28 protein-coding genes and 1 riboswitch are annotated in these 23,476 nt (G+C 72.1%); of the genes, 21 read left to right on the plus strand and 7 right to left on the minus strand.

Translation table 11 applies throughout. The features are described from left to right. Positions 1 to 200: 200 nt before the first annotated feature. Positions 201 to 962, minus strand: coding sequence for an SDR family oxidoreductase (locus tag AB0I89_RS28955; RefSeq protein WP_357133231.1), 762 nt, complete (start codon positions 960 to 962; stop codon positions 201 to 203). Positions 963 to 1,055: 93 nt separating this feature from the next. Here AB0I89_RS28955 and AB0I89_RS28960 point away from each other — a divergent pair, with 93 nt between their 5' ends. The 12 genes from AB0I89_RS28960 (at position 1,056) to AB0I89_RS29015 (ending at position 10,455) form a co-directional block, all read left to right on the plus strand. Then, entirely contained in the window at positions 1,056 to 1,415 is a 360-nt protein-coding gene (locus AB0I89_RS28960) for a histidine triad nucleotide-binding protein (protein ID WP_357133233.1), read from the plus strand. 32 nt (positions 1,416 to 1,447) lie between these two features. After that, complete coding sequence (locus AB0I89_RS28965; protein WP_357133235.1) at positions 1,448 to 1,804, plus strand: VOC family protein; 357 nt, start codon at positions 1,448 to 1,450, stop codon at positions 1,802 to 1,804. A gap of 158 nt (positions 1,805 to 1,962) precedes the next feature. Then, on the plus strand, positions 1,963 to 2,901 hold the full coding sequence (locus tag AB0I89_RS28970; protein WP_357133237.1) for a nitronate monooxygenase: 939 nt from the start codon (positions 1,963 to 1,965) through the stop codon (positions 2,899 to 2,901). Next, a complete protein-coding gene (locus AB0I89_RS28975; protein WP_357133371.1) occupies positions 2,901 to 3,566 on the plus strand; it encodes an HAD-IA family hydrolase in 666 nt (221 codons plus the stop codon). Before AB0I89_RS28970 ends, AB0I89_RS28975 begins: the two co-directional genes overlap by 1 nt. Positions 3,567 to 3,607: 41 nt before the next feature. Then, positions 3,608 to 4,441: a PhzF family phenazine biosynthesis isomerase gene (locus AB0I89_RS28980; protein WP_357133239.1), complete on the plus strand. Its 834-nt coding sequence runs from the start codon at positions 3,608 to 3,610 to the stop codon at positions 4,439 to 4,441. A gap of 123 nt (positions 4,442 to 4,564) precedes the next feature. Continuing rightward, the gene (locus AB0I89_RS28985) at positions 4,565 to 4,873 is read left to right on the plus strand and encodes a helix-turn-helix domain-containing protein (RefSeq protein ID WP_357133241.1); all 309 of its coding nucleotides are present in this window, start codon (positions 4,565 to 4,567) and stop codon (positions 4,871 to 4,873) included. A gap of 159 nt (positions 4,874 to 5,032) precedes the next feature. Beyond that, entirely contained in the window at positions 5,033 to 6,091 is a 1,059-nt protein-coding gene (locus tag AB0I89_RS28990; protein WP_355053214.1) for a PhoH family protein, read from the plus strand. Positions 6,092 to 6,106: 15 nt separating this feature from the next. Beyond that, positions 6,107 to 6,580 (plus strand): rRNA maturation RNase YbeY, encoded by a 474-nt coding sequence (gene ybeY / locus AB0I89_RS28995; RefSeq protein WP_357133243.1) that lies wholly within the window; start codon positions 6,107 to 6,109, stop codon positions 6,578 to 6,580. Next, on the plus strand, positions 6,556 to 7,980 hold the full coding sequence (locus AB0I89_RS29000; protein WP_357133373.1) for a hemolysin family protein: 1,425 nt from the start codon (positions 6,556 to 6,558) through the stop codon (positions 7,978 to 7,980). The genes ybeY and AB0I89_RS29000 overlap by 25 nt, the downstream gene beginning before the upstream one ends. Then, on the plus strand, positions 7,973 to 8,359 hold the full coding sequence (locus AB0I89_RS29005) for a cytidine deaminase (RefSeq protein ID WP_357133245.1): 387 nt from the start codon (positions 7,973 to 7,975) through the stop codon (positions 8,357 to 8,359). Before AB0I89_RS29000 ends, AB0I89_RS29005 begins: the two co-directional genes overlap by 8 nt. Continuing rightward, entirely contained in the window at positions 8,356 to 9,261 is a 906-nt protein-coding gene (era, locus tag AB0I89_RS29010; RefSeq protein ID WP_357133247.1) for a GTPase Era, read from the plus strand. The genes AB0I89_RS29005 and era overlap by 4 nt, the downstream gene beginning before the upstream one ends. Before the next feature lie 75 nt (positions 9,262 to 9,336). Continuing rightward, positions 9,337 to 10,455 (plus strand): acyltransferase, encoded by a 1,119-nt coding sequence (locus tag AB0I89_RS29015; protein WP_357133249.1) that lies wholly within the window; start codon positions 9,337 to 9,339, stop codon positions 10,453 to 10,455. Here the strand turns inward: AB0I89_RS29015 and AB0I89_RS29020 are convergent. Beyond that, positions 10,442 to 11,248 carry a DUF4097 family beta strand repeat-containing protein gene (locus AB0I89_RS29020; RefSeq protein ID WP_357133251.1) on the minus strand — a complete coding sequence of 269 codons (807 nt, stop codon included), beginning with the start codon at positions 11,246 to 11,248 and terminating at the stop codon, positions 10,442 to 10,444. The genes AB0I89_RS29015 and AB0I89_RS29020 overlap by 14 nt on opposite strands. A 101-nt stretch (positions 11,249 to 11,349) precedes the next feature. On the opposite strand from AB0I89_RS29020, the gene recO reads away from it, so the two are divergent. From recO to AB0I89_RS29045, 5 genes are all read left to right on the plus strand, one after another. Continuing rightward, positions 11,350 to 12,267, plus strand: a complete 918-nt coding sequence (gene recO, locus AB0I89_RS29025; RefSeq protein ID WP_357133253.1) for a DNA repair protein RecO — start codon at positions 11,350 to 11,352, stop codon at positions 12,265 to 12,267. Then, the gene (locus tag AB0I89_RS29030; protein WP_357133255.1) at positions 12,264 to 13,076 is read left to right on the plus strand and encodes an isoprenyl transferase; all 813 of its coding nucleotides are present in this window, start codon (positions 12,264 to 12,266) and stop codon (positions 13,074 to 13,076) included. The genes recO and AB0I89_RS29030 overlap by 4 nt, the downstream gene beginning before the upstream one ends. Before the next feature lie 68 nt (positions 13,077 to 13,144). After that, positions 13,145 to 13,330 (plus strand): hypothetical protein, encoded by a 186-nt coding sequence (locus AB0I89_RS29035; RefSeq protein ID WP_357133257.1) that lies wholly within the window; start codon positions 13,145 to 13,147, stop codon positions 13,328 to 13,330. 388 nt (positions 13,331 to 13,718) lie between these two features. Then, entirely contained in the window at positions 13,719 to 13,919 is a 201-nt protein-coding gene (locus tag AB0I89_RS29040; protein ID WP_357133259.1) for a thioredoxin reductase, read from the plus strand. After that, entirely contained in the window at positions 13,916 to 14,677 is a 762-nt protein-coding gene (locus tag AB0I89_RS29045) for a pirin family protein (protein ID WP_357133261.1), read from the plus strand. Before AB0I89_RS29040 ends, AB0I89_RS29045 begins: the two co-directional genes overlap by 4 nt. Positions 14,678 to 14,781: 104 nt before the next feature. On the opposite strand, the gene gndA is transcribed toward AB0I89_RS29045, so the two are convergent. Further along, positions 14,782 to 16,224 carry an NADP-dependent phosphogluconate dehydrogenase gene (gene gndA, locus AB0I89_RS29050; RefSeq protein ID WP_357133263.1) on the minus strand — a complete coding sequence of 481 codons (1,443 nt, stop codon included), beginning with the start codon at positions 16,222 to 16,224 and terminating at the stop codon, positions 14,782 to 14,784. Positions 16,225 to 16,366: 142 nt separating this feature from the next. Continuing rightward, on the minus strand, positions 16,367 to 16,663 hold the full coding sequence (locus AB0I89_RS29055; RefSeq protein WP_357133265.1) for an MTH1187 family thiamine-binding protein: 297 nt from the start codon (positions 16,661 to 16,663) through the stop codon (positions 16,367 to 16,369). 289 nt (positions 16,664 to 16,952) lie between these two features. Between AB0I89_RS29055 and AB0I89_RS29060 the strand changes: the two genes are divergently transcribed. Beyond that, a complete protein-coding gene (locus AB0I89_RS29060; protein ID WP_357133267.1) occupies positions 16,953 to 17,309 on the plus strand; it encodes a hypothetical protein in 357 nt (118 codons plus the stop codon). 309 nt (positions 17,310 to 17,618) lie between these two features. Here AB0I89_RS29060 and AB0I89_RS29065 read toward each other — a convergent pair whose 3' ends face one another. From AB0I89_RS29065 to AB0I89_RS29075, 3 genes are all read right to left on the minus strand, one after another. Beyond that, positions 17,619 to 18,419: an energy-coupling factor transporter transmembrane component T gene (locus AB0I89_RS29065; protein ID WP_357133269.1), complete on the minus strand. Its 801-nt coding sequence runs from the start codon at positions 18,417 to 18,419 to the stop codon at positions 17,619 to 17,621. Positions 18,420 to 18,510: 91 nt separating this feature from the next. Next, positions 18,511 to 19,914, minus strand: a complete 1,404-nt coding sequence (locus tag AB0I89_RS29070) for an ABC transporter ATP-binding protein (protein WP_357133375.1) — start codon at positions 19,912 to 19,914, stop codon at positions 18,511 to 18,513. 166 nt (positions 19,915 to 20,080) lie between these two features. Next, on the minus strand, positions 20,081 to 20,668 hold the full coding sequence (locus tag AB0I89_RS29075) for an ECF transporter S component (protein WP_357133270.1): 588 nt from the start codon (positions 20,666 to 20,668) through the stop codon (positions 20,081 to 20,083). A 77-nt stretch (positions 20,669 to 20,745) separates the two neighbouring features. Further along, a riboswitch (TPP riboswitch) is annotated at positions 20,746 to 20,850 on the minus strand. A 108-nt stretch (positions 20,851 to 20,958) separates the two neighbouring features. Here AB0I89_RS29075 and AB0I89_RS29080 point away from each other — a divergent pair. Genes AB0I89_RS29080 through AB0I89_RS29090 form a run of 3 tightly spaced genes read left to right on the plus strand, consistent with a single transcriptional unit; the run spans position 20,959 to position 23,365 of the window. Then, positions 20,959 to 21,789 (plus strand): alpha/beta fold hydrolase, encoded by an 831-nt coding sequence (locus tag AB0I89_RS29080; protein WP_357133272.1) that lies wholly within the window; start codon positions 20,959 to 20,961, stop codon positions 21,787 to 21,789. 23 nt (positions 21,790 to 21,812) lie between these two features. Continuing rightward, positions 21,813 to 22,619, plus strand: coding sequence for an AAC(3) family N-acetyltransferase (locus tag AB0I89_RS29085; protein WP_357133274.1), 807 nt, complete (start codon positions 21,813 to 21,815; stop codon positions 22,617 to 22,619). Then, the gene (locus AB0I89_RS29090; protein ID WP_357133276.1) at positions 22,616 to 23,365 is read left to right on the plus strand and encodes an SIS domain-containing protein; all 750 of its coding nucleotides are present in this window, start codon (positions 22,616 to 22,618) and stop codon (positions 23,363 to 23,365) included. The genes AB0I89_RS29085 and AB0I89_RS29090 overlap by 4 nt, the downstream gene beginning before the upstream one ends. The last annotated feature ends 111 nt before the right edge of the window (positions 23,366 to 23,476 follow it).

The raw sequence follows: 23,476 nt of genomic DNA on the forward strand, positions 1-23,476 counted from the left end.
CTTCGGCCGCTGGTGCCTGCGGCTCGCGGGCCGGTGATGCGGGCGGATCGGAGCCGCTCACTCCTGTGAGCGTGATGCCTGTCAGTCATCAAGATGACTGACAGGCATCACGCTCACAGTGGTGTCGGCCGTCCGCCCGCAGGAGGCGCAGCGCACCGCCGGTCGGTCGGCGAACGCCGCGCCGAGCGTGAATCGCGAGGTCAGCTGCGTAGGTACGAAGCGCCGTTGAGGTCGACGATCGTGCCGGAGGCCCACTCGGCCTCGGGCGAGGCCAGCCAGTGCACCGCTGCCGCGATCTCCTCCGGCCGGGCCACCCGGTCGAACGGGCTCTGCGCCCGGATCGCCGCGCCCCGCTCGCCGCGCAGGTGCTCGGTCGTCATGTCGGTCGCCACGAAACCCGGCGCCACCGTGGCGACCGTGATGCCGTACGGCGCGAGCGCCACGGCGAGGGACTGACCGAGCGCGTTCAGCCCCGCCTTGCTGGCGCCGTACGCCGGCTGCTCCGGCTCGCCCCGGAACGCGCCCCGGGAGGACACGTTGACGATCCGGCCACCCCGCTGGCGCAGGTGCTGGGCGGCGCACCAGATCACGTTCCCCGCACCGGTCAGGTTGGTCTCCAGCACCTGCCGCCAGCGCGCCTGCCACTCCTCGTACGAGGTGCCGAAGACCGGGTGCGGGACGTCCCGGTCGCCGTACGTGCCGGCGTTGTTGACCAGCACTTCCAGGCCACCGAGCTGATCGGCGGCCCGGTCGACCATGGTGCGGACCGCGGCCGGGTCGGTGAGGTCGGCGCGGACCACCACGTGCCCCGACCCGGGCAGCCCGGCGCGAAGTTCCTCGGCCGCCTCGGCGGAGTCGCGGTGGTGGATAGCCACCCGGTCCCCACTGGCGGCGAACGCCTCCACCACCGCCCGGCCGATGCCGCGCGAGGACCCCGTCACCAGAACCGCCCGATCCGTCATGCCGGCCATCCTGCCTGAGCACCCCCAGTTGTAAGGAAGGGCCCCTTCCTATACCTCAGGCGTTAGCAAGGTGCCCTTCCTTACACTGCCCCGATGGGATCCGACTGCCTGTTCTGCCGCATCGTCGCCGGGGAGATCCCGGCCACCGTCGTCCGCGAGACCGACACCACGCTCGCCTTCCGCGACATTGGCCCGAAGGCCCCCGTGCACGTCCTGGTCATTCCGAAGGAGCACTACGCCGACGTCGCCACCCTCGCCGAGGGTGACCCGGCGCTGGCCGGGGCGGTGCTGGCCACGGCTGCCGCGGTCGCCGAGGACGAGGGGCTGCTCGGCGACGGGTTCCGGCTGATGTTCAACACCGGGGCGTACGGCGGGCAGGAGGTGTTCCACGTGCATGCCCACCTGCTCGGCGGCGCGCCACTGGGCCCGATGCTCGCCCGAGACCTGACCTGACGGCCGGCCCGACGCTCTGCCAGGATCGGCGCATGGCCAACGTCTGGTCCGGTGTGACGATTGATTGCCTCGACCCCGAGCGGGTAGCCCGATTCTGGAGCGGTCTGCTCGGTCGCGAGCCCGGTCCGTCGCAGCAGGGTTGGGTCTACCTCGGTGAACGTGGTGAACCTCAGCCACGGTTGGTGTTCCAGCCGGTGTCGGAAGCCAGGACCGGCAAGGTACGGATTCACCTCGACATCTCCGTTGACCGGATCGACGAGGCCATGGCCCTGGTCATCGATCTCGGTGGTCGGTACACCGGCGAGCGGCACGACTACGACGAGGGCGTGGTTGTCGTTATGGCCGACCCGGAGGACCACGAATTCTGCCTGGTCCAGTACTACCGCTGACGGCCCGTTACACCCTGTTGACGCTTCGGTATCCGAAGCAGTAACGTCCGAGCCGACCGATTCGATTTTCGAAGCACTCGGGGGGGGCTCGTGAGGGGATTGCGCACCGCCCTGTGCGAACGGCTGGGCATCGGGGGCTGCCGATCATCCAGGCGCCGGTGGGTTCGGCTGCGGGACCGGACCTGGCCGCAGCCGTATCCGAGGCCGGTGGCCTCGGCATGTTGGCCTTGACCTGGCAGAGTCCCGAAGAGGCACGGCGCACCATCCGGCGAACTCGCCAACTCACCACGAGGCCGTTCGGCGCGAACCTGGTTCTCGATTTTCCGGTGGACGACCTACTGACGGTGTGCCTGGAAGAGGGAGTGCCGACCATCTCCACCTTCTGGGGAGACCCGTCGCCGGCGAATGCCCGCATCCGCAAGGCGGCCGCGCTGCATCTGCACACGGTCGGCGAGGTCGCCGAAGCGGTCCACGCGGTCGCCGACGGCGTGGACGTCGTCGTGGCACAGGGCTGGGAGGCCGGCGGTCATGTCCGCGGCAGCACGTCCACGATGGCCCTGGTGCCCGCCGTCGTCGACGCGGTCGGCCCCGTACCCGTGGTTGCCGCGGGTGGGATCGCGGACGGCCGGGGGGTCGCGGCGGCGCTGGCGCTCGGCGCCCAGGGCGTCATGCTGGGCACCCGTTTCCTGGCTGCCGCCGAGGCTGCCACGCATGAGGTGTATCGGCGGCATCTGATCACCGCCGCCGGCGTGGACGCCGTGTACACCCGGTGCTTCGACGGCGGCTGGCCGCACGCGCCGCACCGGGCGTTGCGCAACGGGACCCTCCGACGGTGGGAGGCCGCCGGCTCGCCGCGGGCACCGCATCGGCCCGGCGAGGGCGATGTCGTGGCGGTGGACGCGGCCGACGAGAACCACTATCGGTACGGGGATCTGATACCGCTGCCCGACATGACCGGGGACCTGGAAGACATGGCGCTGTACGCGGGTCAGTCGGTGCACCTTGTGCACGAGGTCCTCCCCGCCGCCCGGCTGATCCACGACATGGCCGTACAGGCGGCCACCACGGTCGGCGCCCTGCACGACCTGGCTGCGTGATGGATCAAGGGTCACATCGCCTGCACGACATCGGCGCGGGCGCTGCTGACAAGGCAGTGTTGTTCGACGTCGACGGTGTGCTCATCGATTCGTACCCTGCCTACCGCCGGATCTGGAGCCAATGGGCGACGCAACGCAACCTCGACCCTGACCTGGTCTGGTCACACACCCATGGTCGCCGGCCCGTCGACACCATCGCGGTCGTAGCGCCACAGCTCGATGCGGAAGCCGAATACCTGCTGGTCCGCGAGCTCATGGCCGATGAGGGTGACGCTTTTCCCGTGTATCCCGATGCCGCCGAGGTGTTGCGTCTGCTGACCGGCCGGCGGTGGGGCGTCGTCACCTCCGGCCGAGCTCCGACGGTGCTGCACCGTCTGCTCGCAGGCGGTTTACCCGATCCTCCCGTGCTGGTCGACAGCGGCCACGTCCGGCTGGGCAAACCCGATCCCGAGGGCTACCTGCAAGCCGCGCAGTTACTCGACCTCCCGGCGTCCGACTGCTTGGTGATCGAGGACGCCCCCGCAGGCATCGAAGCAGCCCGAGCCGCAGGCATGACAGTGATCGCCGTACGCACCACCCATCCCGACGACGAACTCGTCGGCGCACACCACCGCGTCGACACCATCCCCCTCATCACCGACTGGCTGGACAGGGCGCACCAGTGAACGACGTAGTCTGGCCGGAGATTACGGTTGTCGATGCGTGCGTGCGGCGCGACGGTCGGGGTGGCAGCCCCACTGCCGTAACCGACGACGATCCGGCGGCGACGGACCCCGACCGGTGTGCGGTGGCTGCCGCTGCCGGCACCTCGCACGCGGCGTTCGTCGGCCCGGGTCGGACGCGGGACGGCGGCTGGCCGGTCCGCTTCTTCACCGCCACCGGCGAGCTGTCCGGCTGCGGTCACGGCACCGTTGCCGCGCAGGCCGTCCGGTTGATGCGTACCGGCCGCGCTGAGCTCAAGGATCGCCAACACACCGGCGGGCGCACCTTCGACACCGTCGCGATCCGCCGCCCTGGCGGCATCGAGGTGTGGTTCGACCAGGGACTCGTCGCACTGCGTCACCCGGCGCCGAACGAGTGGGCCGCGATCGTCGACGCGCTCGGGCTCAGGGCGGACGATCCGCATCCTCAGGACGGGCCACGGATCGCTGCGCCCGGCGCACCGCGCATGCTGGTACCGGTCCGCGACCGGTCGGCGCTGGTCCGAGTCTGCCCACACCCCGGCAGGCTGGCTGCGGCGTGTCGGCGGTACGGGCTCCTCGGCTGTTTCGTGTACGTGCCGCCGCTGGGCGACCGACCGGGTGCGGCGCGGATGTTCGCGCCGGCCATCGGCGTCGACGAGGACGTCGCCAACGCCAACAGCACCGGCTGCCTCGCCGCCCACCTGCTCGACTCGACCGGGGCGCAGACCGTCGCGATCGAGGTGGAGCAGGGTGACATCCTCGGTCGACCCGCCAGCGTGCTCGCTTCGGCCCGACGTGGGCCGGCGGGCATCACGACCCGGGTCGGCGGGTTGGCGGTCGTCCGCGACGGAGACTGAGGCGACGAATCAACGCACTGGACACTGCTGTATCGGACATCGAGCATCAAGAGGGGCGCAACGGCGATGACGGTACCCAGGCCAGGCCAGCCGGTACGCGGATCGAGTACCGGACGACCCCTCATGGCCGCCCTCGACCTGTTTGGCCGCCGCTGGAACCTGCGCATCGTCTGGGAGTTGCAGCACGGGCCGCTCGGTTTCCGCGCGCTGCAGCAGCGCTGCGACAACATGTCCTCCAGCGTCCTGCGGCAACGGCTCACCGAACTACTTGACGCCCACCTCGTCGCCCAGCAGCCGGACACCGCCTACACGCTCACGGAGCTGGGGCGCGGCGCCTACCAGGCATTGCGCCCGCTCGTGCGCTGGTCCCACGCGTGGGCCTCGGCCCGGGGCGAGGACGCGGAAGATGAACCCCTGAATCACCGCCCCTGACGCTTCTCCACCGCAGGTCGCGAGTTGATCGCGGCCAGCGGAAATGGGCGCGATGCGGCCCGCGTTGAACCGATACGATGGGTGTAACGTCCGCACGCCGTGCCAGCTGGGCCGGCGCCGAGATTGAGAGCAGGTGCGCAGGGCCCCTCGGCCCGACCTATGACTGGCACCCCACCTCCCGGCCCGCCCCGGGTGCAGACCAGGATCACCGTGCCCGACCCCAAGATCATGGTCAATCTGCTGGGCGCGGGTGACGAGATCCTGCGCCTCGTCGAACGCTCGGTCGCCAGTGACGTGCACGTCCGCGGCAACGAGATCACCATCACCGGCGCTCCCGCCGACAACGCCCTCGCCGAGCGGGTCTTCAGTGAGCTGCTCGAACTCATCGAGAAAGGCGAGACCCTGACCACTGACGCCGTCCGGCGTACCGTCGGCATGCTCGAGCAGGGCAGCGCCGAGCGGCCCGCCGAGGTCCTGACCCTCGACATTCTCTCCCGCCGCGGGCGCACCATCCGCCCGAAGACGCTCGGGCAGAAGCGGTACGTCGACGCGATCGACTCGCACACCATCGTCTTCGGCATCGGCCCGGCCGGTACCGGCAAGACGTACCTGGCCATGGCGAAGGCCGTCCAGGCGTTGCAGGCGAAGCAGGTCAACCGGATCATCCTGACCCGGCCGGCGGTCGAGGCCGGCGAGCGGCTGGGCTTCCTGCCTGGCACGCTCAACGAGAAGATCGACCCGTACCTGCGCCCGCTCTACGACGCGCTGCACGACATGATCGACCCGGAGTCGATCCCGAAGCTGATGGCCGCCGGCACGATCGAGGTCGCCCCGCTGGCGTACATGCGCGGTAGGACCCTCAATGACGCGTTCATCATCCTGGACGAGGCGCAGAACACCACGCCCGAGCAGATGAAGATGTTCCTCACCCGGCTCGGCTTCAACTCCAAGATTGTCGTGACGGGTGACATCACCCAGGTGGACCTCCCCGGCGGGACGAGCAGCGGGCTGCGCGTCGTCCGGGAGATCCTGGGAAACGTCGACGACGTGCACTTCGCCCAGTTGTCCAGCTCCGACGTGGTGCGTCACCGGCTGGTCGGGGAGATCGTCGACGCGTACGCCCGCTGGGACGCCGAGCGGGAGAACCAGCAGGCGCAGGGCGTCCATGCCGTACCCGGGCGACCCGCCCAGGGCGGCCGGGCCGGCCGCCGCCGCTAAAGCAGAGGAAAGCAGTTGTCCATCGAGATCGCCAACGAGTCCGGTGTCGACGTCGACACCGACGCCGTGCTCGCCGTCGCCCGGCACGCCCTCGACGAGATGGGGGTAAACCCCCTCGCCGAGCTGTCCGTGCTGCTGGTCGACATCGACTACATGACCGAGCTGAACCACCGCTGGATGGGCGGGGACGGCCCCACCGACGTGCTCGCCTTCCCGATGGACGAGGGAAGCGTCGACCACGGTCCGGGCGAGACCGCACCGGCCGGCGGCGAACCGGCCCTGCTCGGCGACATTGTGCTCTGCCCCGAGGTGGCGGCCAAGCAGGCCGCGGCCGCCGGGCACGCCCCGGCCGACGAGCTGCACCTGCTCACCGTGCACGGCGTGCTGCACCTGCTCGGGTACGACCACGCGGAGCCGGAGGAGGAACGGGAGATGTTCGGCCTCCAGGCCCGACTGCTGGCGAGCTGGCGGTCGACCCGCACCCCGTGATGTCCACTCCTGTGTTACTCGCGGTCGGCCCCACGGCCGGCCTTCCCGACCTGCAACTGATCGTCTTCGCGGCCGGCCTGGTGGTGCTGGCCGGCGTGATCGCGATGACCGAGGCGGCGCTCGCCGCGGTCTCGCCGGCCCGGGCCGCCGAACTGGCCCGGGACGGCGTGCGCGGTGCCCGTACCCTCCAGGTAGTGGCCGGGGACGTCGTCCGGCACCTCAACCTGCTGCTGCTGTTGCGGCTGCTCGCCGAGCTGACCGCCACCACGCTGGTGGCGCTGGTCGCGGTGGACAGCTTCGGCGCGGGTTGGCGGGCAGCGCTGGTCACCGCGGGCGCGATGACAGTGGTCAGCTTCGTGGTGGTCGGTGTCGCCCCGCGCACCATCGGCCGGCAGCACGCGTACGCCGTGGGCCGGGCGGTCGCGCCGCTGGTTCGCTGGCTGGGTCGCGCGCTCAACCCGCTCGCGTCGCTGCTCATCCTGATCGGCAACGCGGTCACCCCGGGGCGCGGCTTCCGGGAGGGGCCGTTCGCCAGCCAGGTGGAGCTGCGTGAGCTGGTCGACCTGGCCGAGCAGCGTGGCGTCGTGGAGCACGGCGAGCGCCAGATGATCCACTCGGTCTTCGCGCTCGGCGATACCATCGCCCGCGAGGTGATGGTGCCGCGCACCGAGATGGTGTGGATCGAGGAGGGCAAGACCCTGGCCCAGGCGCTGGTGCTCTTCCTGCGCTCGGGTTTCTCCCGCATCCCGGTCATCGGCGAGAGCGTCGACGACGTACTCGGGGTGCTCTACCTCAAGGACCTGATCCGCCGGTCGCGCGGCGGCGACCCGGGCGCCGAGCAGGTGCCGGTGGCCGAGCTGATGCGCCCGGCGACCTTCGTGCCGGAGTCCAAGCCGGTCGACGACCTGCTGTCGGAGATGCAGGCGGCACGCAACCACCTGGTCATCGTGGTCGACGAGTACGGCGGCACCGGTGGTCTCGTCACCATCGAGGACATCCTGGAGGAAATCGTCGGTGAGATCACCGACGAGTACGATGTCGAACGCCCGCCGGTCGAGCGCCTCGCGGACTCCTCGGTGCGGGTCACGGCCCGCCTGCCGGTGGAGAACCTGGGCGAGCTGTTCGACACCGACCTGCCCACCGACGAGGTGGAGACGGTCGGTGGCCTGCTCGCCCAGTCGCTGGGGCGGGTGCCGATCCCCGGAGCGGAGGTCGAGGTGGCCGGTCTCCGGCTGGTCGCCGAGGGCACCACCGGTCGGCGCAACCGGATCGACACCGTCCTGGTGAGCAGGGTGGAGTCGGGCGACACGCAGGACGCCACCGGGCGCGGCGAGCACGCCGGCCCCGGCAGCGACCCGAACCACTACCGAGACGACGAGAGGCAAGCCGCCGATGCCTGAGACACCCGCCGCGCCCACCGCCCGGCCCACCCCTGGCGTACCGGCGCCGCTGAGCGCCGAGGACGGCAAGCTCGTCGTCCTGGCCCGGGGCGCCCGTGCGCGGGTCGGTGCCGTGGAGGGCGCCGCGGTCCGGGATCAGGACGGTCGGACGTACGCGGCGGCGAGCGTGGCGCTGCCCTCGCTGACCCTCACCGCGCTGCAGTTGGCGGTCGCCTCGGCGGTCGCCGCCGGGGCGAGTCGGCTGGAGGCGGCGGCGGTGGTGACCGAGGCGTCGACGCTGGACGGCGCGGGGCACGCGGTGGTGCGTGACCTCGCCCCGGACGCGCCGATCCACGTCGCCGCCCCGGACGGCACGGTCCTCGGCACGGTGACCGAGTGAGCCCGGTGCGCGACCCGGAGGCCCGCCCGTACCGGGCCGGGTTCGGCTGTTTCGTCGGCCGGCCCAACGCGGGGAAGTCCACCCTGACCAACGCGATCGTCGGCACCAAGATCGCGATCACGTCGAACAAGCCGCAGACCACCCGGCACGTCATCCGGGCGGTGCTGCACCGCCCGGAGTCGCAGCTGGTCCTCGTGGACACGCCCGGACTGCACCGACCTCGTACGCTGCTCGGCGAGCGCCTCAACGACCTGGTCCGCTCCACCTGGACCGAGGTGGACGTCATCGGCCTGTGCATCCCGGCGGACGAGCCGGTCGGGCGCGGTGACCGGTTCATCACGGGCGAGCTGGCCGAGCTGAAGGCGACCGTGCTGGCGGTTGTCACCAAGACCGACCTGGTGGCCAAGCGTCGGTTGGCCGAGCAGTTGCTCGCGGTCAGCGAGCTGGGGGAGTTCGCCGAGATCGTGCCGGTGAGCGCGGTCTCCGGGCACCAGGTGGGCACCCTCGTCGACGTGATGACGAAGTACCTGCCGCCGTCGCCGCAGCTCTACCCCGACGACATGCTGACCGACGACCCGGAGCAGGTGCTGGTCGCGGAGCTGATCCGGGAGGCGGCCCTGGAGGGGGTCCGCGACGAGCTGCCGCACTCCATCGCCGTGGTGGTGGAGGAGATGATCCCCGAGGGTCAGCTCATGAAGATCTACGCCGACGTGTACGTGGAGCGTCCCAGCCAGAAGGCGATCGTGCTCGGCCACCGGGCCAGCCGGCTCAAGGAGGTCGGCACCACCGCCCGTCGGCAGATCGAGGAGCTGCTCGGCTCGCGGGTCTACCTCGACCTGCACGTCCGGGTCGCGAAGGACTGGCAGCGCGACCCACGGCAGTTGCGCAAGTTGGGTTTCTGAGGCGTCGTTTGGCCCGTGGGTCGGGCCGGGTAGGGGAGAGGGCAACCCCCGCGCCCCCGATCCAGATGCAGGCTGATGCGCAACAGATACCTCGATCTGCTCCGTTTCCTGGCCATCGTTCGAGTCGTCGTCTACCACGTCACCGGGTGGGCGACCCTCACTCTGGTGTTCCCCGCCATGTCGGTGATGTTCGCGCTGGCCGGCTCGCTGATGGCCGCCTCGCTCGCCCGGTCCGGCCCGGCGGCGGTCGGCCGTCGGCTGCGCCGTCTGCTGCCGTCGCTGTGGGTGGTGGCGGTGGTTTTCGTGCCGGCCATGTTGTTCACCGGGTTGCCGCTGTCCCCACGGGTGCTGCTGTGGCTGTTCCCGATCGCCGACCCGCCGGCCAACAACTGGGGCGCCCTGGCGCTGAGCGTCATCTGGTACCTGCGCGACTACCTCTGGTTCGTGTTCGCCTCACCGGTCGCGTTCTGGCTGTTCCGGCGGGCCCCGCTTGCCACCCTGCTCGCCCCGTACCTGCTGCTGGTGACCATCGAGGTGGGCATCTACCCGGCGCCGCCGCTGGTGCGCGAGTTCGGGCTGTACTTCGGCGCGTGGGTGCTGGGCTTCGCCCACCACGCCGGGATGCTGCGCCGCCTCACCGGCCGGGTGCTGTACCCGCTCGCGCTGGCCCTCGCCGTCGTCGGCGGGGCCTGGATCGTCACGCATCCCGGCCCACGGGGGTACGACCTCAACGACAACCACCTGGGCAACGCCCTCTGGTCGGCCGCGTTCATCCTGGTCGTCCTGGGCCGGGCGCCGGCCGGGGTGGCCTGGCTGTCGCGCAGCCGGCTCGCCGACCGGGCGGTGACCGTGGTCAACCGGCGGGCGCTCACCATCTACCTCTGGCACCTGCCGTTCGTGGTGGCGCTCACCCCGCTCGTCGACGTGGTCGGCTGGTCCCACCAGGACCCGGTGGGACTGGCGGTACGGGTGCTGCTGGTCTTCGCGTTGGTCGGTCTGGTCACGCTGGCCGTCGGCTGGGTCGAGGACGTCGCCGCCCGCCGCCGCCCGGAACTGGTCCCCGTCGGCTCGCCGGCCGTCTCCGGCAACGGCCGGACAGATCGGCCTGCGATCGGCGAGACCGTGGGGCGGGCCACCGTGCCGGCGCAGCGGCTGCCCGCCGAGGCGGCGACGGTCGAGATCAACGCTCGCTGATGGTGACGTCGCCGCTGCCCGCCGAGCCGTCGAGCACCAGGGACGCCACCGGGTCGTCCGCCACGGTGATCCGCGCGTCGCCGGAGCCGGTGCTGGAGCGGACCCGGTAGCTGCCCGCCGGTACGAGCAGGCTGACGTCTCCGCTGGAGGCGTGCGCCCGCGCCGAGGTCGGCGTCTCCAACTCGATGGTCACGTTGCCCGAGCCGGCCTCGGCGTCCGTCGCGCCGGCCACCCGGCGGGCGCTGACGTCGCCGGAGCCGGCCCGCAGCCGTACCGTCGAACCGGCCTCGCTCAGGTCGATGTTGCCCGAGCCGGTCTCCACGTCGAGCGAGCCCGTGACCTCGGTGATCCGCACGTCACCCGAGCCCAGCCGCAGCTTCACCGCGCCCACCTTGGTCAGCTCGACGTCGCCCGAGCCGTTGTCGCCCTGCACGCTCACGCCCGCCGGCACGGTCACCTCGTACGAGACGCTGCACCGGTCACCGCAGTCGGTGTTCAACACCAACTCGCTGTCCTTGATCTCGTACCGCGCCTTGGGTTCGCCGCCCTGGTAGCGCACCACCCGCTTGATCCGCGCCTCGCCCGCCGCGCCGGTGCCTCGGATGATCACGTCCCCGGAGCCCCCGTCCACCCGGATGGTGGTGATTTTCACCGGCTCGGTGTCGTCGTAGTCGAGCCGACGAAACGACAGGTTGTCGCACCCGGCCAGCAGGATGAGGGCGGTGGACAACCCCAACGCGACGGGCGCGGCGGCGCGGCGACGGCGGACGGCGGTGCTCTGGTGCGGTGCCATGGCAGCACGCTAACGGCGGTCGTCGGCCCGGCGCATCGGGGTTCATCCTCGCGTCCACCCCGAAGCGACCCTGATTTCACACCCCGAGGGAGAATGGTCCGATGGCCGGGTACCGCCGACAGCTCTACCGCGACGACGCGGTGGTGCTGCGCGTGCAGAAGCTCGGCGAGTCCGACCGGATCATCACCCTGCTGACCCGCCGGCACGGCCGACTGCGGGCGGTCGCCCGTGGAGTCCGGCGCACCATGAGCAAGTTCGGCGCCCGCCTGGAACCGTTCGGTCACGTCGACCTGCAACTCGCCGGTGACCCCAAGGGCAACCACGGCAGCTCGCTGCACACGGTCAGCCAGGTCGAGGGCATCGACCTGTACGGCAAGCGGTTCCTGGGCGACTACCCCCGCTACACGGCGGCCAGCGCGATCGCCGAGACCGCCGAGCGGCTGACACCCGTCGAGCGGGAACCATCGCTGCGGCTGTTCCAGCTCACCGTGGGGGCGTTGAAGGCGCTGTCCCGGGGCGAGCACGACACCACCCTCGTGCTCGACGCGTACCTGCTGCGGGGGATGGCCCTCGCCGGCTGGGCGCCGGCGCTGACCGCCTGTGCCGTCTGCGGCACCCCCGGGCGGCACCGCGCGTTCTCCGTGCCGGCCGGCGGCGCGGTCTGCCCGGACTGCCGGCCGCCGGGCGCGGCTCACCCCGCGCCGGCCACCATCGACCTGATGTCCGCGCTGACCACCGGCGACTGGGTGGTCGCCGATGCCACCGACACCGGGGTACGACGGGAGTGCAGCGGCCTGGTGGCGGCGCACCTCCAGTGGCACCTGGAACGCGCGTTACGCTCGCTGCCGCTGGTCGACCGGAGCACCACCCCGGTCGCCGGTACGGTCCCGCCGCCGGGTGGCGGTGGGGCTGGGATGCTCCGGCCGGGCGGTGACGTCGGGTCCGGGGCCGGGATGCTCCGGCCGGGCGGTGACGTCGGTTCCGGAGCGGACGGCACGAGCAAGGAGAGAGCCGAGTGATCCGATCGACGAGGTCCGGTCGGCGCGAGCCGACGCCACCGACGCCCCACCCGTCCGGCGCCCGGCCGCCGGCGCTGCCCGCGGGGGCGGTGCCGAAGCACGTGGCCATCGTGATGGACGGCAACGGCCGGTGGGCCAAGGACCGCGGGCTGCCCCGCACCAAGGGGCACGAGGCCGGCGAGCACAGCCTCTTCGACACGATCGAGGGGGCCATCGAGATGGGCATCCCCTACCTCTCGGCGTACGCCTTCTCCACCGAGAACTGGCGGCGCTCGCCCGACGAGGTCCGCTTCCTCATGGGGTTCAACCGGGACGTTATCCGTCGACGCCGCGACCAGTTGGTCGACCTGGGCGTCCGGGTGGTCTGGTCGGGGCGTCCGGGGCGGTTGTGGAAGAGCGTCATCTCCGAGCTGCAGACCGCCGAGGAGATGTCCCGTGACAACTCGACGCTCACCCTGCAGTTCTGCGTCAACTACGGCGGGCACGCCGAGATCGGTGACGCCGCCGCCGCGATCGCCCGGGACGTCGCGGCCGGTCGACTGGACCCGGCGAAGGTCACCGAGAAGACCGTCGCGAAGTACCTCTACCACCCGGAGATCCCAGAGGTTGACCTGTTCCTGCGGCCCTCCGGCGAGGAACGGATCTCCAACTTCCTGCTCTGGCAGACCGCGTACGCCGAGTTGGTCTTCCTCGACACGCTGTGGCCGGACTTCGACCGCCGCCACCTCTGGTACGCGTGCGAGCTGTACGCCCAGCGGGACCGGCGCTTCGGGGGCGCGCTGCCCAATCCGGTGGCTCCGACGGCCTGAGCGAGGCTTACCCATACGTCACGCTGGGTATCAGGAACGTCAGGAGCCACTGACGGAGGTGAACCCACATGATCCAGAAGCGCATTGCCCAGTGGGCGGTGATGGCCGTCGCGGCGCCACTGGCCGCGGCCGGCGCGCGTCGACTCAGCCACACCCTGGAGGCCCGTCGTGGCCCCTCCGGGGCGACCCGGCTGCTGACGAGGGGCGCGGACCTGATCCGCCCGCAGAAAGCCAAGCGTCGCCGGTTCTGGTAACGCAACACAGTCCTGACGCGCCGCCCCGCACAACGTGCGGGGCGGCGCGTGCGTCTAGCTCTGTCGCTCGCCTCACCCCGCCGCTCGCGTCGCCCCGTCGCTCGCCTCGCCCCGTCGATCATGGAGTTGTGGTGGCCGGTTTGACCGTATTCACGACTTTCGTTCAGCACCACGACTCCATGATCGACGGGGTCGGGTCGGGTCGGGGTGGATCGGGGCGGGGTGGATCGGGGCGGGGCGGGGTGAGCGCGGGGCGGGGGTGGGTCGGGCGGGGGTTTGGTGGGTTGTGGGTTTTGGGGCTTGGCGGGGTGGGGGTCGGTAGGGTTCGGGAGGGGGAGCGGAACTACGGGTGGGGGTGGGTGTGCGGGATCTGCGGTACAAGATGATCATGGCATTGAACGCGGCCGACCTGGGCGATCCGATCTGCGAGCAGGTCGCCGAGATCTGCGCCGAGATCGCCGAGCAGCACTGCGCCGAGTTCGGTCACACGCCCGCGCTGCGCACCGGTGAGATCGCCGAACTGGCCACCGGAGAGCCGGCCCTGACCTGGGCGCCGTCGATCCCTGACGCCGGGCAGCGTGCCTGGTGACCGCAGCCGCCCCGGCGGTCGACGTACGCCGCGCCGAGGACCGCTTCGCCACCCGGATCTCCTGGCTGGACTCGAAGCACTCCTTCTCGTTCTCCCGGCACTACGACCCGGCCAACACCCACCATGGTCTGCTGCTGGTCAACAACGACGACGTGGTCCGGCCGGGCGCCGGCTTCGAGACCCACCCGCACCAGGACATGGAGATCGTCACCTGGGTGCTGCGGGGCTCACTCGTGCACCAGGACTCCACCGGCCACTCCGGGGTGATCTATCCGGGCCTGGCGCAGCGGATGAGCGCCGGCACCGGCATCCTGCACTCGGAGAAGAACGACGCCTGGCGGCTCAACGACCAGGAGCCGCACAGCGACCCCGTGCACTTCGTGCAGATGTGGGTGCTCCCCGACGAGCAGGGTGTCGACCCCGGCTACGAGCAGTTGGAGATCGAGGACGAGTTGCTGCGCGGCGGCCTGGTGCCGATCGCCTCCGGAATGGACCGCTACGACGGCGCGTCCGCCATCCGGATCCGCAACCGGTACGCGACCCTGCACGCCGCCCGCCTCCGCCCCGGCGACGAGGTCACCATTCCGGACGCGCCCTTCGTGCACGTGTACGTGCCCGACGGCACGGTCACCCTGGAGGACAGCGGTCCACTCGGCACCGGCGACGCGGCGAGGCTCACCATGACCGGCGGTCGACGGGTCACCGCCGACGAGCCGGCGGAGATCCTCGTGTGGGAGATGCACGCCACCGTCGCCTGAGCGCTCGCGATGCCTCGCATGATCACGCCTGAACATGGATGTAGTGGCCTCCCGGCGGCGGGAGGCCACTACATCATGGATGGAGCGCGATCATGCCCGCGTCGTCAGGCCGGGGACTCCGTCTTGTCGCCGGCCCAGGTGGTGTGGAACGAGCCGTCGCGGTCCACACGCTGGTAGGTGTGCGCGCCGAAGTTGTCCCGCAGGCCCTGGATCAGCGCGGCGGGCAGCCGCTCGGCCCGCAGCGCGTCGAAGTACGCGAGCGACGACGAGAACGCAGGCGTCGGCACACCCGCCTGCGCCGCGTCGGCCACCACCCGCCGCCAGCTCGGCACGCCCGCGCTGACCGCCTCGGCGAAGTACGGCGCCACCAGCAGCGTCGGCAGGTCGGGCTGCTCGTCGTACGCCTCGCGGATCCGGTTCAGGAAGCGGGCCCGGATGATGCAGCCACCCCGCCAGATGGTCGCCGTACCGCCCAGGTCGATGTCCCAGTTGAACTCGCTGCTGCCGGCCCGGATGTGGTCGAAACCCTGGGCGTACGCGACGATCTTGGAAGCGAGCAGCGCCCGGCGGACGTCCTCGACGAACGCGTCCCGGTCGGCGACCTGCCACTTCTCACCGGCGTCCGGGAAGGCCCGGCGGGCCGCCTCGCGCTGGTCGACGTGCCCGGACAGCGAGCGCGCGAACGTCGCCTCGGCGATCCCGGTGATCGGAATGCCCAGGTCCAGGGCGCTCTGCACGGTCCACCGGCCGGTGCCCTTCTGCTCGGCCCGGTCCTGCACGATGTCGACGAACGCCCGGCCGGTCGCCGCGTCGGTGTGCGCCAACACGTCGGCGGTGATCTCGATGAGGAACGACTCCAGCTCGCCGTTGTTCCACTCGCGGAAGATCTCGGCGATCTCCGCCGGGGTCACGTCCAGCCCGGCCCGCAGCAGGTCGTACGCCTCGGCGATGAGCTGCATGTCGGCGTACTCGATGCCGTTGTGCACCATCTTGACGAAGTGCCCGGCGCCGTCCGGCCCGACGTGCGTGCAGCACGGCACACCGTCCACCTGGGCGGCGATCTTCTCGAACATCGGCCCGAGCTTCGCGTACGACTCGGTCGAGCCACCCGGCATGATGCTCGGGCCGAGCAGCGCGCCCTCCTCGCCGCCGGAGACGCCGGTGCCGCTGAAGTGCAGCCCCTGCGCGCGCAGCGACTCCTCGCGCCGGCGGGTGTCGGCGAAGTGGGCGTTGCCACAGTCGACGATGATGTCGCCCTCATCCAGCAGCGGCACCAACTCGTCGATGACCGCGTCGGTGGGCGCACCGGCCTTGACCATCACGATCACCGCGCGGGGTCGTTCCAGCGACGCCACGAAGTCGGCCATCGACTCACCGGGCACGAAGGTGCCCTCGTCGCCGTGCTCCGCGACGAGGCTGCGGGTGCGTTCCGGGGACCGGTTGTGCACCGCCACGGTGAAGCCGTTACGGGCCAGGTTGCGGGCCAGGTTCCGGCCCATCACCGCCAGCCCGGTCACGCCGATCTGCGCTGTCGCCTGCTGAGCCATTCGTGCCGCCACCTCTCGCCGTCGAACTGTCCCTGCGACGGTATCGCGGCATCCGGCCTCACGGGCAGGTCGTCCCACGGCGGGTCACCGCCTGGTCGCGGCCCGTCCGTCCACCGCGTCTACCGGCCGACCGAGTACCCGCTCACCCCTGGGCCAGTCGTTCCTCCACACGCGCCACCTTCGCGGTGAGCGCGTCGGTGACTCCGGGCCGGACGTCGGCCTTGAGGACGACGCTCACCCGGGGCGCCTGCGCGGCCACCACGTCGACGGCCCGCTTGACCACCGCCATCACCTCGTCCCACTCGCCCTCGACGGTGGTGAACATGGCGTCGGTCCGGTTCGGCAGCCCGGACTCGCGGACCACCCGTACCGCCTCTGCCACGAGGTCGCCCACGGAGTCGCCGCCGCCGAGCGGGGTGATCGAGAACGCGATCAGCATCTGCCGATCGTGCCAGTAAATTCGGATGCGCGTCTGCCCAGCCGGTGGTTAGGGTTCCGGCATGCGTAACTGACGCCCCACTTCCGAGCCGGTCCGCCGCCCCGCGTCGCGGTCCGTGCGCTCCCGGGCGTCGCGCGTCTCCATTCCGCCGTTCGGCGGCCTCGAGCCTGCCTGACCCCCGGTGAGCAGTCCCTTCCCACTGAACCGTCGCGCCGCGGCGGTCACCAGCCGATCCGACCGACCGCCAGCGCGGGAACGGCCGGGACGGTCGGCACCGAAGGAGGCCCGGATGCCCGCCAGGCGTAACCCGAAAAAGTCCCGTACCCCGAAGACGACCCCGCCCGGAAAGATCCCGGCGGCCGACCACGGCCCGGTGGCTACCGGCGAGCCGCTGCCGCTGGCGGCGCTGGTCGACCCGGCGGCTACCGGCGAGCCGCTCCGGCCCGGAGCTGTCCCGGCCGACGCGGCGCTGCCCGTCGATGTGCCGGCGGCTGTCGACGCGCCAGCGGTGGAGGATCTGCGCACGCCGGCCAGCCGACCCTCGGCGCCGACCGCCGGGCCGCCCACGGGCGGGGGCAACCGCTCGGCCGGCGGCCGAAGCCAGCCGGCCGGGCAGACCCGCCGCTACGCCTTCCGGCGTAGCTGACCGAGCCGTTGCGCCCGCGCGGGCCCACGATTCGGTGACAGCAACTTCAGGGATGTAGTGGCCTCGTCAGTGTGGGAGGCCACTACATCCCTGAAGTTGCGCGGATCTTGCCGCCGGCCCGGCACGCAGGCCCGGCACGCCGGCGCGGGGGCCCGGCGCGCGGGGGCGCAGCGCGCGAGGGCTTGGCATGCGACCGGCTTGGCATGCGACCGGCTTGGCATGCGACCGGCTTGGCATGCGACCGGCTTGGCATGCGACCGGCCTGGCGTGCGACCGGCCTGGCGCGCGGCCGGCCGGCGTGGGCCGGTGTCAGCCGAGTAGGGGGCGGAAGGTTCCGGCCAGGATGCTCGTCGTCAGGGCCGCGCCAGCCAGCGCCGCCGCACCGACGACCAGCAGCGTGTCGGCGAGCCGGAAGCGCTGCCGGCGGGCCACGGTACGGGGTGTGCCGGCGTCGAACCCGCGCGCGTCCATCGCGACGGCCAGCCGGGTACCTCGGCGGATCGCCCCGACCAGCAGCGCGAACGCCGTGGACGCGAAGAGTCGTAGCTTGGCTACGGGGTTGCGCCCCGCCTCGACGCCGCGGGCCCGGCGGGCCATGCTGATCATCTGCCACTCCTGTCCGAGCAGCGGCACGAGCCGGAACGCGGCCAGCGCCCCGATGGCGAACCGCGCCGGCGCCTTCGCGTTCTGGATCAACGCGTCCGCCAGGTCGGTCGGGTCGGTGGTGGCGAAGACGATCACCCCGGGCAGGGCCACCGCGAAGATCCGCAGCACCAGGCCGAGCGCGGTGAGCAGCACCCCGGTGCTCACCAGCACCGGCCCGGCGTCCAGCAGGACGCGACCGGACTGGTCGGCGGCGAAGAGCACCAGGGTGACCAGGATGCCGACGGCGCTGAGCAGCAGCGGCAGGGCCCGCCGGGCCAGGACCCGGTAGCGCAGGCCGAACAGCGGCAGCACGGCGAGTTCGACGGCGATGGCGACCGCGGGTGCCACCGGGTCGAGCGTGGCCAGCAGGGTGAACGAGAAGACCAACGCGGCGGCGAGCTTCGCCACCGGATTGCGGCGGGCCAACGGCGCTCCGGGCCGGGCGACCGGCTCGATGCTGATCATCGGCGTGGCTCCTGTTCGGCGCTGCGGCGTCGGTAGCGGCGCGTCGCCGCGTTCACGATCGCTCCGAGGTGACGGTTGCGCGCCGCCGCGCTCACGACCGCTCCAGGGTGACGGTGCGGTCGGCGAGCGCGGCGACGAAGTCCGGGTCGTGGGTGACGCTGACGACGCCGTGCCCGGCGTCGCGCAGGTCGGCGAAGAGGTCGACCAGCTCGCCCCAGGTCCGCCGGTCCTGGCCGAAGGTGGGTTCGTCGCAGATCAGCAGGCGTGGCGCGGTGGCCAGGGCCGTCGCCACGCTGAGGCGTCGCGCCTCCCCACCGGAGAGGGTGTACGGGTTGGCCGCCGCGAGCCGGGTCAGTCGTAACCGCTCGAGTAGCCCGGCCACCGTCGCCTTGACCGCTGCCTCGGGTTGACCCGTCCGGCGTGGGCCGAGCGCCAGCTCGTCGAAGACGGTGCCGGTGACGAACTGGTGCTCCGGGTCCTGAAAGACCGACCCGATGCGCCGCGCCAGCGTGGGGGCGCGCCAGCGGTGCGGGGGAGTGCGATGGTCGGCGTCGGCCAGCTCGGCCGAGGCGGTGACCCGGCCGGTACCCGGTTTGAGCAGCCCGCCGAGCAGCAGCGCCAGGGTGGACTTGCCGGCGCCGTTCGGTCCTCGTACGGCGAGGGCCTCTCCGGCGCGTACCGTCAGATCGGTGGGGCCCAGCCGCGACGGCAGGCCGAGCCGGTCGGCGGTGAGCAGCGCGTCGCCGGCGGCGGTGGTGGCCCGGCGCGGCGCGATGGGGTGGCCGGGCACCCAGACGCCCTCGGCGGCGAGGGCGTCGCCGTGCGTGGCGAAGACCGCGTCGGGTGGCCCGTCCGCGCGGATGCCGCCGCCGGGCTCCAGGACGACCACCCGGTCGACCAGGGGCAACGCCTCAGCCACCCGGTGTTCGACGAGGATCAGGGTGGTGTCGGCGTCCAGCGCGCCCGACACGGCGCCCCGGACCAGGGTGGCGCCGTCCGGATCGAGGTTGGCGGTCGGCTCGTCGAGCAGCAGCAGGCTGGGCCGCAGCGCCAACGCGCCGGCCAGGGCGAGGCGCTGCTGTTCGCCGCCGGAGAGGGCGGCTGTGTTGCGGTCGCGGGGGTACGGGAAGCCGACGCGCCGCAGCGCCTCGTCGACGCGCGGCCAGATCTCGTCCGCGGGTACGCCCCGGTTCTCCAACCCGAACGCGACGTCGTCGCCGCTGCGTGCCATGACCAACTGGGACTGCGGGTCCTGAAAGACGATGCCGACCCGCTCCCGGCCCTTGCGCGGGTCGAGCCCGTCGATCTCGACGGTGCCCTCCTGCTCACCGGAGTCGTCCGGCAGCAGCCCGGCCAGTGCGCTGAGCAGGGTGCTCTTGCCGGCTCCCGAGGGCCCGAGCAGCAGCACCCGCTCGCCGTCCTCCACTCGGAGATCCACCCCGCGCAGCGCCCAGGCCCGCCGCCCGGCGTGCCGCCACCCAAAACCCCGCAGCAGTACCCCCACAACCCCTCCTCCCGGTTCCCCACACGCTGTTGATCAAGAGGTTCGCGTCAGAATTCCGCCTCGCGGTGACGCGAACCTCTTGATCAACGAGGCAGGGTCGGACGAGGCCGGGTCGGACGGGACAGGGTCGGACGGGACAGGGTCGGACGGGACAGCGTCAGACCAGCGCGCGGGTTCGGCCTGATGGGAGGCGGTCCAGGGCGCCGGTGTTGGCCAGGGCGCGGGTGAGCGCCCAGCCGCCTACGCCCGCGATGATCGTGGCGCTGACGATGGTGAGCAGCGCGTACGGGATGCGGTAGTCGCCCAGCGCGTACTCGGCGTTCCAGACGAAGAAGTCGAACAGGGCCGCGCTGAGGCCGGTCAGCGCGCCGGCCAGCACCGCGGTCGGCAGCCGGTACGAGCGGTAGCGGAACGCGGCGAACGCCAGCTCGGCCCCGATGCCCTGCACGATGCCCTGCGGGATGACCGTGCCGGCCCACTGGCTGCCCAGCAGCGCGGACACGACGGCGGCCACCGTCTCGCAGTAGAGCGCCGCGCCGGGCTTGCGGATGACCAGCCCGCCGACCACGGCCGGCATCAGCCAGACGCCGTAGATCAGCGTCTGCGCCGGCGGGAAGAAGGCGAACGCGCCCTCGGTGGCGCTCCAGACCAGGCCCCAGGCCCAGAAGATGACGCCGAAGGCGACCGCGATCACCGAGGCGACCACGATGTCGATCGTGCGCCAACGGTTGGTGGTGTTGTCCATGCTGTGCTCCCAGTTCAGTGAAACGAACCAGGAGAAGACGCACGCCGCGCGTCCGGTGGCACCGGACCCACGGCGCGGCTGGAGGTCGACCGAACTCCCTGCGCTGGCATTACCCAGATCAGGTTCGAGGGTCTGCGGGCGTGCCCGCACTCTCAGCGCTGTGCGCTCCCCTGTCGGATGTGAAGTTGTCTCGCTGACGCTAGCACCGACCAGGGGTAACAGCCCAGCAGGGCGTCCCCGCGGCCGGCGCATCCGGGTCGGCGCGACGACGGCTGGGTAGGCTGACGATCATGCAGGTCGACGCGCGGGGTCTGACATTCGAGGTACGCACCGGCGGCCCGTCCGACGGCGTCCCCGTCCTGCTGCTGCACGGGTTTCCGCAGCACAGCGGCGAGTGGGACGAGGTCGTGCCGCCGTTGCACGCCGCCGGACTGCGCACGTACGCCCTCGACCAGCGGGGCTACTCGCCGGGCGCGCGCCCCGCCGAGGTGGCGGGGTACCGGATTCCCGAACTGGTCGCCGACGCGGTCGCGGTGCTCGACGCGCTCGGCCTGGACGCCGTGCACCTCGTCGGCCACGACTGGGGCGCGGTCGTGGCCTGGGCGGTGGCCGCCGCGCACCCGCAGCGGGTCCGTACGTTGACGGCGGTGTCGGTGCCGCACCCGGCGGCCATGGCACACGCGCTCGCCACGGACGGCCAGCAGAAGGCCCGGTCGTCGTACATCGCGCTGTTCCGCAAGCCGGGCAAGGCCGAGAAGGTGCTGCTCGCGTGGCACGCGACGGCGCTGCGCAAGCTGCTGGGCGGGGTGGGCGACGCCACCCGGGTGAACCGCTACGCCGACCCGATGCGCGAGCCGGGCGCGCTCACCGCCGCCCTGAACTGGTACCGGGCGATGTCCCGCGCGGACCTGGCCGCCGTGGCCCCGGTCGCCGTACCGACCACCTACGTGTGGAGCGACCGGGACGTCGCGATCGGCCGGACCGCCGCCGAGGCGTGCGCCGCCAACGTCACCGGCGACTATCGCTTCGTACCCCTGGCCGGGGTGACCCACTGGATCCCGGACGCCGCGCCCGACGCGCTGGCCGAGGCGGTCCTGGCGCGGGTCGCCGGGACGGCGTGAGCCGTGCCAGGCGGAGGAGAGCTGTGACCGCGCCCGTCGGCGGGCCGGGCACCCGTCGGTCGATCGCCGCGCAGCTCCGCCTGCTGGGCGTACGCCCCGGATCGACGGTGCTGGTGCACGCCGGGATGCGCCCGCTGGGCTACGTCTGCGGCGGACCGCAGGCGCTGGCGCTGGCGCTGCGTGACGCGCTCGGCCCGGACGGCACGATCGTGGTACCCACCCACACCCCCGACAACAGCGACCCCGCGCAGTGGCGCAACCCGCCGGTGCCGGTGGACTGGTGGCCGCTGATCCGCGCCGAGATGCCCGGCTTCGACCCGGCGGTCACGCCGAGCCGGCACATGGGCGTGTTCGCCGAGACGGTCCGCTGCTGGCCCTCGGCGATGCGTAGCACGCATCCCCACGTGTCGTTCACCGCGCTCGGGCCGACGGCCGAGCAGGTGGTGGCGGGGCACGAACTGGCCGACATGCTCGGCGAGGGCTCGCCGCTGGCCCGGCTCTACGACCTGGACGCCGACGTGCTGCTGCTCGGAGTCGACCACAGCGTCAACACCTCGCTGCACCTGGCCGAGTACCGCCGTCCCGCCCTGGTCCGCGAGCGACTGGGCGCGGCGGTGCGGACTGCCGACGGCGGCCGGGAATGGGTGTGGTGGCAGGACGTCCGGCTCGACGGAAGCGACTTCGGCGCGCTGGGCCGGGACCTCGACGCCACGACGGTGGTCCGCGTCGGCCCGGTGGGCGCCGGGACGGCGAGGCTGGTACGCCAGCGGGCGACGGTCGACTTCGCGGTGCGGTGGTTCGCCCGCAACAGACGGACGGAGGACATATGACGGTGAGCGCCGGGGACTACCTGAGGGTGGTGACCGAGACGATGTCCCGGGTGGCCGCCAGCCAGGCCGAGGCCGTGGGCCGGGCCGCCGACCTGATCGCCGAGGCGGTACGCGCCGACGGGGTGGTGCACGCCTTCGGCACCGGGCACTCGGAGGCCCTCGCCATGGAGATCGCCGGCCGGGCCGGCGGGCTGGTACCCACCAACCGGATCGCCCTGCGGGACCTGGTGCTGCTCGGCGGCGAGCCGGCCGACGTGCTCGGGCCGCTGCTGGAACGGGACCCGGCGGTGGCGCACCGGCTCTGGGCGTTGGCTCCCGTACGGCCCGCCGACATCTTCGTGCTCGCCTCGAACTCCGGGGTCAACGGCGCGATGGTCGAGTTCGCCACGCTGCTCAAGGAGCGGGGTCACCAGCTGGTGGCGATCACCTCCGCACAGCATTCCGGCCGGATGACCTCCCGCCACCCGTCCGGGCGCAAGCTGGCCGACCTCGCCGACGTGGTGCTCGACAACGGCGCCCCGTACGGCGACGCGACGCTGCCGCTGCCCGACGGGGGCGCGGTCGGCGCGGTCTCCTCGATCACGGCCGCGCTGCTGGCCCAGCAGGTCACCGTGGAGGTGGTGGCCCGGCTGCTCGCGGCGGGTGAGCGGCCTCCGGTCTACCTGTCGGCGAACATCCCGGACGGGGACGCGCACAACAATGCGCTGGAGGCCCGGTACGTGGGTCGGATCCGTCGCGGGTCCTGACATTGCCGCACGATGAACGGCAGGTGTCGTGAGCCTGTTTCACGCTCGGTCGTGTGGGGCATTGGCGTTGCTGCCGGCGGCCGGGACCGCCGGCAGTACCGTCTCACCGGA

The sequence above is a fragment of the Micromonospora sp. NPDC049801 genome, from assembly GCF_040656575.1.
Taxonomy (GTDB): domain Bacteria; phylum Actinomycetota; class Actinomycetes; order Mycobacteriales; family Micromonosporaceae; genus Micromonospora.

Excerpts from the sequence above, each read along its gene's own strand:
- AB0I89_RS28975 (WP_357133371.1), top strand. The coding sequence starts at position 2,901 with ATGGATCAAGGGTCACATCGCCTGCACGACATCGGCGCGGGCGCTGCT.
- AB0I89_RS29060 (WP_357133267.1), top strand. The coding sequence starts at position 16,953 with ATGCCCGCCAGGCGTAACCCGAAAAAGTCCCGTACCCCGAAGACGACC.
- AB0I89_RS29075 (WP_357133270.1), bottom strand. The coding sequence starts at position 20,668 with ATGGACAACACCACCAACCGTTGGCGCACGATCGACATCGTGGTCGCC.
- AB0I89_RS29080 (WP_357133272.1), top strand. The coding sequence starts at position 20,959 with ATGCAGGTCGACGCGCGGGGTCTGACATTCGAGGTACGCACCGGCGGC.
- gndA (WP_357133263.1), bottom strand. The coding sequence starts at position 16,224 with ATGGCTCAGCAGGCGACAGCGCAGATCGGCGTGACCGGGCTGGCGGTG.
- AB0I89_RS29020 (WP_357133251.1), bottom strand. The coding sequence starts at position 11,248 with ATGGCACCGCACCAGAGCACCGCCGTCCGCCGTCGCCGCGCCGCCGCG.
- AB0I89_RS29005 (WP_357133245.1), top strand. The coding sequence starts at position 7,973 with ATGCCTGAGACACCCGCCGCGCCCACCGCCCGGCCCACCCCTGGCGTA.
- AB0I89_RS29055 (WP_357133265.1), bottom strand. The coding sequence starts at position 16,663 with ATGCTGATCGCGTTCTCGATCACCCCGCTCGGCGGCGGCGACTCCGTG.
- AB0I89_RS29065 (WP_357133269.1), bottom strand. The coding sequence starts at position 18,419 with ATGATCAGCATCGAGCCGGTCGCCCGGCCCGGAGCGCCGTTGGCCCGC.
- AB0I89_RS28965 (WP_357133235.1), top strand. The coding sequence starts at position 1,448 with ATGGCCAACGTCTGGTCCGGTGTGACGATTGATTGCCTCGACCCCGAG.
- AB0I89_RS29090 (WP_357133276.1), top strand. The coding sequence starts at position 22,616 with ATGACGGTGAGCGCCGGGGACTACCTGAGGGTGGTGACCGAGACGATG.
- AB0I89_RS28985 (WP_357133241.1), top strand. The coding sequence starts at position 4,565 with ATGGCCGCCCTCGACCTGTTTGGCCGCCGCTGGAACCTGCGCATCGTC.
- AB0I89_RS29035 (WP_357133257.1), top strand. The coding sequence starts at position 13,145 with ATGATCCAGAAGCGCATTGCCCAGTGGGCGGTGATGGCCGTCGCGGCG.
- AB0I89_RS29040 (WP_357133259.1), top strand. The coding sequence starts at position 13,719 with ATGGCATTGAACGCGGCCGACCTGGGCGATCCGATCTGCGAGCAGGTC.
- AB0I89_RS29015 (WP_357133249.1), top strand. The coding sequence starts at position 9,337 with ATGCGCAACAGATACCTCGATCTGCTCCGTTTCCTGGCCATCGTTCGA.
- AB0I89_RS28990 (WP_355053214.1), top strand. The coding sequence starts at position 5,033 with ATGACTGGCACCCCACCTCCCGGCCCGCCCCGGGTGCAGACCAGGATC.
- AB0I89_RS28955 (WP_357133231.1), bottom strand. The coding sequence starts at position 962 with ATGACGGATCGGGCGGTTCTGGTGACGGGGTCCTCGCGCGGCATCGGC.
- recO (WP_357133253.1), top strand. The coding sequence starts at position 11,350 with ATGGCCGGGTACCGCCGACAGCTCTACCGCGACGACGCGGTGGTGCTG.
- AB0I89_RS28960 (WP_357133233.1), top strand. The coding sequence starts at position 1,056 with ATGGGATCCGACTGCCTGTTCTGCCGCATCGTCGCCGGGGAGATCCCG.